We start from the raw sequence: 7,729 nt of genomic DNA, 5'->3' as shown, positions 1-7,729 counted from the left end.
CGTCGCCACACGCTACGACAAGCTCGCGGAAAACTTCCTCGCAAGCCTCAAGCTCGTATGCGTCAGGATCTGGCTACGCGGTAATGAGTCGACGGCCTAAGGTGGGGAACCCATTCCAGCGACCAAATGCGTTCGTAGCTTCCGTCACCTAATTGCCTCCGCACGCCGCTTTCACACGCTTCCAGGCGCAACTCCATCTCCTCAAGCGCCCCCCAAGCCAAGTCCGTGCAGAACCCTCTCCTTACAGGTGAGGGTTCTCCGTCGCGGTCCCCGCCGCTTCACGGATGGCGGCAACGACAGCGTCGCGGTCGTTCAGCATCGTCTCGTTGCGAAAGCGGATCACCGTGAAGCCGTGGCGCTCGATCTCCAGCGTGCGGGCTGCGTCGTAGTCGCGCTCGACGTCATGCTGAGCGCCGTCGAGTTCGATGACGAGCTTGCGCTGGAGGCAGAGGAAATCGACGGTGTAGCCGAGCAACGGCACCTGCCGGCGGAATTTGAGGCCGTCGAGGCGGTGGGCGCGGAGCAGCGACCACAGGATGTCCTCCGGCTTGGTGGATTGCCGGCGGAGTCTTCTCGCGAAGTCCTGTCGCTCGGTCGCCATGGTGCCTCATGCGGAGAACGGCCGACACCTCTCCCCTGCCCCTCTCCTTACAGGAGAGGGGTTCCCCGCGCATGATCACCAAAGGTAGAGGGCGTCAGCCCCTCCGCCCCCGTCTCTCCCCGGCCCCCTTCGGCCGCTGCTCCGTGCGCGGGCCCATTTCGTCCAGCGTCGGCTTGCGCGGGCGGGCGCCGGGCTTGGCGACCGGCTTGCCCTCGCCGCCGCCCCAGTTGTGCGGGCCCATATCCTCGTCGGTCGGCTTGCGGGCGCGGGTGGGCGGCAGATTGGCGCTGGCGCCATAGCTGCGCTCGCCCTTGTACTTGCCGGCCGAGGCCTCGACATCGCCCTGGCGGGCGAGCGGGTCGTCGGAGATGGCGAGCTCGGTCGCCTGCAGCCGCTTGATCTCGTCGCGCAGCCGGGCGGCGGTCTCGAATTCGAGATCGGCGGCGGCCTCGCGCATGCGCTTTTCGAGATCGGCCAGCGCCGCCTTGAAATTGTGCCCGGCCGCCGGCGTGCCGAGCCCGGCATCGACGGTGACGTGGTCGCGCTCATAGACGCTGCCGAGAATGTCGCCGATGGCGCGCTTGATCGTCTGCGGCGTGATGCCGTGCTCGGCATTATAGGCGAGCTGCTTCTCGCGGCGGCGGTTCGTCTCGGCCAGCGCCCGCTCCATCGAGCCGGTGACCTGGTCGGCATAGAGGATGACCTTGCCGTCGACATTGCGGGCGGCGCGGCCGATCGTCTGGATCAGCGAGGTCTCGGAGCGCAGGAAGCCCTCCTTGTCGGCGTCGAGAATGGCAACGAAGCCGCATTCGGGGATGTCGAGGCCCTCGCGCAGCAGGTTGATGCCGACGAGGACATCGAAGGCCCCGAGCCGCAGATCGCGCAGGATCTCGATGCGCTCGATCGTGTCGATGTCGGAATGCATGTAGCGCACGCGCACGCCGTTCTCGTGCAGATATTCGGTCAGATCCTCGGCCATGCGCTTGGTCAGCACGGTGACGAGCGTGCGGTAGCCCTTCTCGGTCACCTCCTTGATCTCGTCGAGCAGATCCGCGACCTGGTGCTTGGCGGGGCGGATCTCGACCGGCGGGTCGATCAGCCCCGTGGGGCGGATGACCTGCTCGGTGAAGACGCCCCCGGTCTGCTCCATCTCCCAGGAGCCCGGCGTCGCCGAGACATGGATCGATTGCGGGCGCATCGCGTCCCATTCCTCGAAGCGTAGCGGCCGGTTGTCCATGCAGGAGGGCAGGCGGAAGCCGTATTCGGCCAGCGTCGCCTTGCGGCGGAAGTCGCCGCGATACATGCCGCCGATTTGCGGCACGGTGACATGGCTTTCATCGGTGAAGACCAGCGCATTGTCGGGCAGGTATTCGAACAAAGTCGGCGGCGGCTCGCCCGGCTTGCGGCCGGTGAGATAGCGCGAATAGTTCTCGATGCCGTTGCAGGAGCCGGTGGCCTCGATCATCTCGATGTCGAAGGTGGTGCGCTGGTCGAGCCGCTGCGCCTCGAGGAAGCGGCCCATGCGGTTCAGCTCGTCGAGCCGGGCCTTCAGCTCCTCCTTGATGCTCTTCACGGCCTGGGTCAGCGTCGGCCGCGGCGTGGTGTAGTGCGAATTGCCGTAGACCTTCACGAATTCGAGGTCGGCCGTCTTCTGGCCCGTCAGCGGGTCGAACTCGCTGATGCTCTCGACCTCGTCGCCGAACAGGCCGATGCGCCAGGCGCGGTCCTCATAGTGGGCCGGGAACAGCTCGATCACGTCGCCCCGCACGCGGAAGCTGCCGCGGGTGAAGTCGTGCTGCGTGCGCTTGTATTGCAGCGCCACGAGATCGGCGATGAGCTGGCGCTGCTCGACACGCTCGCCCAGCTTGATGCCAAAGGTCATCGCCGTATAGGTCTCGACCGAGCCGATACCGTAGATGCAGGACACCGAGGCGACGATGATGACGTCGTCGCGCTCCAGCAGCGAGCGCGTCGCCGAATGGCGCATCCGGTCGATCTGCTCGTTGATCGAGGATTCCTTCTCGATATAGGTGTCCGAGCGCGGCACATAGGCCTCGGGCTGGTAGTAGTCGTAATAGGAGACGAAATACTCGACCGCGTTGTCGGGGAAGAAGCTCTTGAACTCGCCATAGAGCTGCGCGGCCAGCGTCTTGTTCGGCGCCAGGATCAGCGCCGGGCGCTGGGTGCGCTCGATCACCTGCGCCATGGTGAAGGTCTTGCCCGAGCCGGTGACGCCGAGCAGCACCTGGTCGCGCTCCTGCCGGGACACGCCCTCGACCAGCTCCGCGATCGCGGCCGGCTGGTCGCCGGCGGGCTCATATTCCGAGTTCATCCGGAAGCGGATGCCGCCTTCCGACTTGTCCGGCCGCGGCGGGCGATGCGGCACCCAGGCCTTGCCCGGCTCGATGAAGGGATTGCCGCTCTCCAGCAGCGTCTGCAGCGACTGCGCCGTCGCCGCCGCCGCGCCCTCCGCCCCGATGAAGGCGCCATCGGCCTTCTTCGAGAGCTTGCGCTTCGGCCGCTCCTCGCCGCCCGGCCGCTCCAGGGAATAATCCGGCTTCGGCTCGTAGCCGGCCTGCGGCCGGTCCGAGAAGCCGCCGGCGCCGCCGGGCACCGCGGTGCCGCGGTTGATCGCCGGGTTGAGCAGATCGGCGAGATAGCCCTCGAGCGGCTTCAGCTCCGGCTTGCTCGCCTTGGAATTGGGCGTGCGCGCGCTGGAGGGCTTTTTGGCGGGCTTGGTCTTGGCGGGGCTCTCGGACATAGCTGCAATATGGGACCGGTCGCGTCCGCGCGCGAGGGGGCGCGACGCATGGCGACGCGCACTGGTGACAGGAGCTGGCAGGAGAGGCGCTGGTAGCCCTACCCCTTCTTGGTCAGCTCGGCCTTTTTCTTGTCGGCCCAATCGCGTCCGGCATCGCCGCCCCAGAGCTGCCAGGCGATGAAGCCCGCCGAGGGGTCCGCGGCATTGTCGAAATCCTTGCCATTCTTGTCGACCGCATGCCGGGCGAAATAGCTCGCCATGCGCTTCACGACATCGGCCGAGAGCGGCTCCCGCTTCATGAGCTGGTGCGCCCGGGCGACACCGACGCGGGTGCCCCCGCGCTTGTGCTCCTTCCGCAGCTTCAGCCCCTGCTCGGCCGCCTTCGCGGCGGCGGCCGGCGGCGTCAGATCGATCTCCACCATCAGCGCGCCTCCAGCTCGCTCTGGGACTTCAGCGCCTTCGCGCCATCGGCCTGCCGCACCAGATAGGCCGGCTTCTCCTCCGAGGCGTTGCGGCGGATGCGCTTGCCCTTGATCGTGCGGCTGACCGGCTTGGTGAACACGCTTTCGACCTCCCCCTCGGCCGTGCCATTGCCCCAGTGCCAGCGGACAGCGCTGCCCTTCCTCAGTTTACTTGTCATGCGATCTCTCCATGATCGGCCGGCGATGACGGGAGCAACGCGGACCCCCGCGACCGGGTTCATCGGGAAGGAACACGCCATGCACCGCCGCCTGATCGCGCTGCTGACGGGAGCCGCGGCCCTGCTCGCCGCGGCCGGCGCCCAGGCCGTCGGGCCGGACTGGACCTGGCTCGACGAGGACCCGGAGTACCGCCAGGCGCGGCGCTGGATCGAGGAAAAGAACTTCCCGCCCGCGATCGAGAAGCTGGAGGCGCTGCTGAAGCGCTCGCCGCACTCGCCCGTCCTGCTGAACTGGCTCGCCTACTCGCACCGCAAATTGAAGAACTACCCGCTCTCGAAGCAGTATTACGACGCCGCGCTGATGCGCGACCCGACCTTCCTGCCCGCGCTCGAATACCAGGGCGAATGGTTCATCGAGACCGGCGACATGGCCTCGGCCAAGGCCAATCTCGCCAAGCTCGCCAGCCTCTGCGGCCGCTGCCATGAATGGCAGGATCTCGACGAGGCCATCCGGAAGGCCGAGGGGCGGTAGGGGGCGTCATTCTCGGGCGAAGCGAAGCGCAGACCAGAAAGCGCGGGGAACCCCTCTCCTGTAAGGAGAGGGGCAGGGGTGAGGTGTCGGCCCCTGGACCAGCCGAGTGCTGACCCAACCGCTGCGCCGGTCAGGTCTCACGCCACCTTCAAACGGCCGACCCCTCACCCTGCCCTCTCCCTATGGGACAGGGTTCTCCGTCGAGGTTCCCCGCGCGAGCCACGCCACCATCCCCGCCGCCGCCGCGACGCCGGTCGCGAAGCAGCCCTGCAGGAGGTAACCGCCGGTCGGCGCCTCCCAGTCCAGCATCTCGCCGGCGACGAAGACGCCCGGCAGGCGCCGCAGCATGAAGCCCCCGTCGATCTCGCCGGCCGCGATGCCGCCGGCGCTGGAGATCGCCCGGTCGAGCGGCATCGTCCCGGTCAGGCGCACAGACGCGGATTTGATCGCCGCCGCGAGCGCCGCGGGACTCTCGTCGAGCCTGCCGCCGACGCTGTCGCGCAGCACCGCCACCGCCGCCGGCGACAGCCCTGCCGCCTTGCGCAGATGGTTGCTGAGCGTCTCACCGGGCCGACGCTTGCCGAGCTTCTCGGTCAGACGGGCGAGGTCGAGATCGGGCCGCAGGTCGATCTCGAGCAGCGCCGAACCGTCGCGCGCGATCGCCTCGCGCAGCGACCCCGACAGCGCATAGATCGCGCCGCCCTCGAGTCCATGCGCGTCGATCATCGCCTCTCCAACAATTTCTTTGCCGGCAAAGCGAAGCGTGATCCGTTTCAGCGGCGCGCCGGCGAAGCGCTCGCGCAGCGTGTCGGACCAGGCCACGGCGAAGCCGCCATTGGCGGGCCGCAGCGGCGAAATGGCAACGCCCTTGCCGGCCAGCAGCGGCACCCAGCCACCGTCCGAGCCGAGCCGCGGCCAGCTCGCCCCGCCCAGCGCAAGCAGCGTCGCATCGGCGGCGACCGTCACCTCGCCGGCCGCCGTGGCGAAGGTCAGCGCGCCCTCGTCGTTCCAGCCGGTCCAGCGCCGGCCGGCTTCGAGCCGCACCCCGAGCCCGTCGAGCCGGCGCAGCCAGGCGCGCAACAGCGGCGACGCCTTCATCGCCTTCGGGAAGACGCGCCCGCTGGTGCCGATGAAGCTCTCCGCGCCGAGCTCGTCGGCCCAATCGCGCAGCGCCTGCGGTGGAAACGCCTGGATGGCGGGTTCGAGCCAGTCCCGCGCCGCGCCGTAATGCGGCAGGAAGCTCTCCAGCGGCTCGGAATGGGTGAGGTTGAGCCCGCCGCGCCCGGCGAGCAGGAATTTGCGCGCCGGCGACGGCATCCGCTCATGGATCGTCACGCGGTGGCCGGCCTGGGCCAGCCGCTCGGCCGCGATCAGCCCGGCCGGGCCGGCGCCGATGATGGCGATGTCTTTGATCTGCATCGGGCCGGCTTGCGCCGTCGGGCGTCGCGGGTCAAGCGATCAGGCGCATGCCGGAGCGACCTCGTCATTCTCGGGCTCGACCCGAGAATCTATGGCCGGCACGGCAGGGGAGCCTCGGCGTCACGAGATGCTCGGGTCTGCGCCCGACCATGACGGTTTCCCTCACGCCCGCGCGAAGGTCTCGTCGAAGGCGTAGCCCGCGCCACGGACGGTGCGCAGCGGATCCTTGGCGTCGCCCGGCGTGATCGCCTTGCGCAGCCGCCCGACATGGACGTCGACCGTGCGCTCGTCGATGTAGACGTCGCGGCCCCAGACGGCGTCGAGCAGCTGGGCGCGCGAATAGACCCGGCCCGGCGCCTGCATCAGGAATTCCAGCAGCCGGAACTCGGTCGGCCCCAGATGCAGCTCTTCGCCGGCCCGGCGCACGCGGCGCGTCGTGCGGTCGAGTTCGAGATCGCCGGCGACCAGCAGCCCCGCGACATGGCCGGGCTTCGCCCGGCGCAGCAGCGCCTGGATGCGCGCGATCAGCTCCGGCAGGGAGAACGGCTTGACGACATAGTCGTCGGCCCCGGTGGCGAGGCCGCGCACGCGCTCGGTTTCTTCGCCGCGGGCGGTCAGCATGATGATCGGCACGCGCTCGGTGTCGCGCCGCGCCCGCAGCCGCCGGCACAGTTCGATGCCGGAGAGACCGGGCAGCATCCAGTCGAGCAGCACGAGATCGGGCGTGTTGTCTCGCAGATGCAGCTCGGCGTCGTCCCCCCGCGCCACGCTGTCGACTGCGAAGCCCTCGGCCTCGAGGTTGTAGCGCAGCAGCAGGGTGAGGGGTTCCTCGTCCTCGACGATCAGGATGCGGGCGGCCATGGCACGGTTCCGTTCTTGGCGTTTGTGCCGAAACGCATCGTCATGCTCGCCCTTGTGGCGAGCATCCACGTCTTGAACGCGGCGTGGGTCCGGCGAAGACGTGGATGGTCGGAACAGGCCCGACCCTGACGGCGAAGGCTCCGGCGCAGTCGGTGTTGTCAGCTCCCTGTCACGGCCTCGACCGTGATGTCGGTGGTCTCGAGCTTGGGACGGTTGATGTCGAGCGATTCGCCGGTGACGAGATAGTGGATCGTCTCGGCGATGTTGGTGGTGTGGTCGCCGATGCGCTCGACGTTCTTGGCGCAGAACAGGAGATGCGTGCAGAAGGTGATGTTGCGCGGATCTTCCATCATATAGGTCAACAGCTCGCGGAACAGCGAGGTGTAGAGCGCGTCGATCTCGCCGTCGCGATGCCAGACCTCGAGCGCCTTCTGCTCGTTGCTGGTGGCGTAGGCGTCGAGGACGTCCTTGAGCTGCGCCTGCACCAGCCGGCTCATATGCTCCAGCCCGACGACGGCGCGGTGCGGCGGCGAGAACTGGCCGGAGATCGCGACCGCGCGCTTGGCGATGTTCTTGGCGAGGTCGCCGACGCGCTCGATGTCCGAGGCGATGCGGATCGCCGAGATCAGCTCGCGCAAATCGTTGGCGAGCGGCTGGCGCCGGGCGATCGTCAGCACGGCGCGCTCCTCGACGTCGCGCTGCAGGTTGTCGAGCCGCTGGTCGGCGGAGATCACCTTCTGGGCCAGCGTCGTGTCGCGGCGCACCAGCGCGACCGTGGAATCGCCGAGCATGCGCTCGGACATGCCGCCCATCTCGGCGAGGCTGCGGCGCAGCGACTCCAGTTCGGCGTCGTAGGAGCGGACGATATGTTCGGTCATCGCGGCGTTGTCCTTTGGATGCGGAGCGGAAGCGGCG

At 68.5% G+C, this 7,729-nt stretch carries 8 protein-coding genes and 1 pseudogene; 2 read left to right on the top strand and 7 right to left on the bottom strand.

All coding sequences use genetic code 11. The annotated features are described in order from the left end of the window. Positions 1 to 100: pseudogene (locus ACFPN9_RS12125) on the top strand (IS5/IS1182 family transposase); the annotation flags it as partial. A 141-nt stretch (positions 101 to 241) separates the two neighbouring features. Here the strand turns inward: ACFPN9_RS12125 and ACFPN9_RS12120 are convergent. From ACFPN9_RS12120 to ACFPN9_RS12105, 4 genes are all read right to left on the bottom strand, one after another. Then, complete coding sequence (locus ACFPN9_RS12120) at positions 242 to 601, bottom strand: endonuclease domain-containing protein (protein ID WP_066721607.1); 360 nt, start codon at positions 599 to 601, stop codon at positions 242 to 244. A 94-nt stretch (positions 602 to 695) separates the two neighbouring features. Continuing rightward, complete coding sequence (gene uvrB / locus ACFPN9_RS12115; RefSeq protein WP_377817092.1) at positions 696 to 3,362, bottom strand: excinuclease ABC subunit UvrB; 2,667 nt, start codon at positions 3,360 to 3,362, stop codon at positions 696 to 698. A gap of 98 nt (positions 3,363 to 3,460) precedes the next feature. After that, positions 3,461 to 3,784, bottom strand: coding sequence for a hypothetical protein (locus ACFPN9_RS12110; RefSeq protein ID WP_066721897.1), 324 nt, complete (start codon positions 3,782 to 3,784; stop codon positions 3,461 to 3,463). Next, positions 3,784 to 4,002 carry a hypervirulence associated TUDOR domain-containing protein gene (locus tag ACFPN9_RS12105; protein ID WP_066721899.1) on the bottom strand — a complete coding sequence of 73 codons (219 nt, stop codon included), beginning with the start codon at positions 4,000 to 4,002 and terminating at the stop codon, positions 3,784 to 3,786. The genes ACFPN9_RS12110 and ACFPN9_RS12105 overlap by 1 nt, the downstream gene beginning before the upstream one ends. A gap of 79 nt (positions 4,003 to 4,081) precedes the next feature. Here ACFPN9_RS12105 and ACFPN9_RS12100 point away from each other — a divergent pair, with 79 nt between their 5' ends. Next, positions 4,082 to 4,534 (top strand): tetratricopeptide repeat protein, encoded by a 453-nt coding sequence (locus ACFPN9_RS12100; protein WP_066721901.1) that lies wholly within the window; start codon positions 4,082 to 4,084, stop codon positions 4,532 to 4,534. Between the two features lie 180 nt (positions 4,535 to 4,714). Here the strand turns inward: ACFPN9_RS12100 and ACFPN9_RS12095 are convergent, their stop codons facing one another. The 3 genes from ACFPN9_RS12095 to phoU form a co-directional block, all read right to left on the bottom strand. Continuing rightward, entirely contained in the window at positions 4,715 to 5,953 is a 1,239-nt protein-coding gene (locus ACFPN9_RS12095) for a TIGR03862 family flavoprotein (RefSeq protein ID WP_066719109.1), read from the bottom strand. Positions 5,954 to 6,115: 162 nt separating this feature from the next. Further along, entirely contained in the window at positions 6,116 to 6,814 is a 699-nt protein-coding gene (phoB, locus tag ACFPN9_RS12090; RefSeq protein WP_066719107.1) for a phosphate regulon transcriptional regulator PhoB, read from the bottom strand. A gap of 158 nt (positions 6,815 to 6,972) precedes the next feature. Continuing rightward, positions 6,973 to 7,692 (bottom strand): phosphate signaling complex protein PhoU, encoded by a 720-nt coding sequence (gene phoU, locus ACFPN9_RS12085; RefSeq protein WP_066719116.1) that lies wholly within the window; start codon positions 7,690 to 7,692, stop codon positions 6,973 to 6,975. Positions 7,693 to 7,729 lie beyond the last annotated feature (37 nt).

Source organism: Allobosea massiliensis (assembly GCF_042655245.1).
In the GTDB taxonomy this organism is placed as follows: domain Bacteria; phylum Pseudomonadota; class Alphaproteobacteria; order Rhizobiales; family Beijerinckiaceae; genus Allobosea; species Allobosea massiliensis.
The sequence above is the reverse complement of the archived record's forward strand: the minus strand, read 5'-3'. Positions and strand labels throughout refer to the sequence as shown.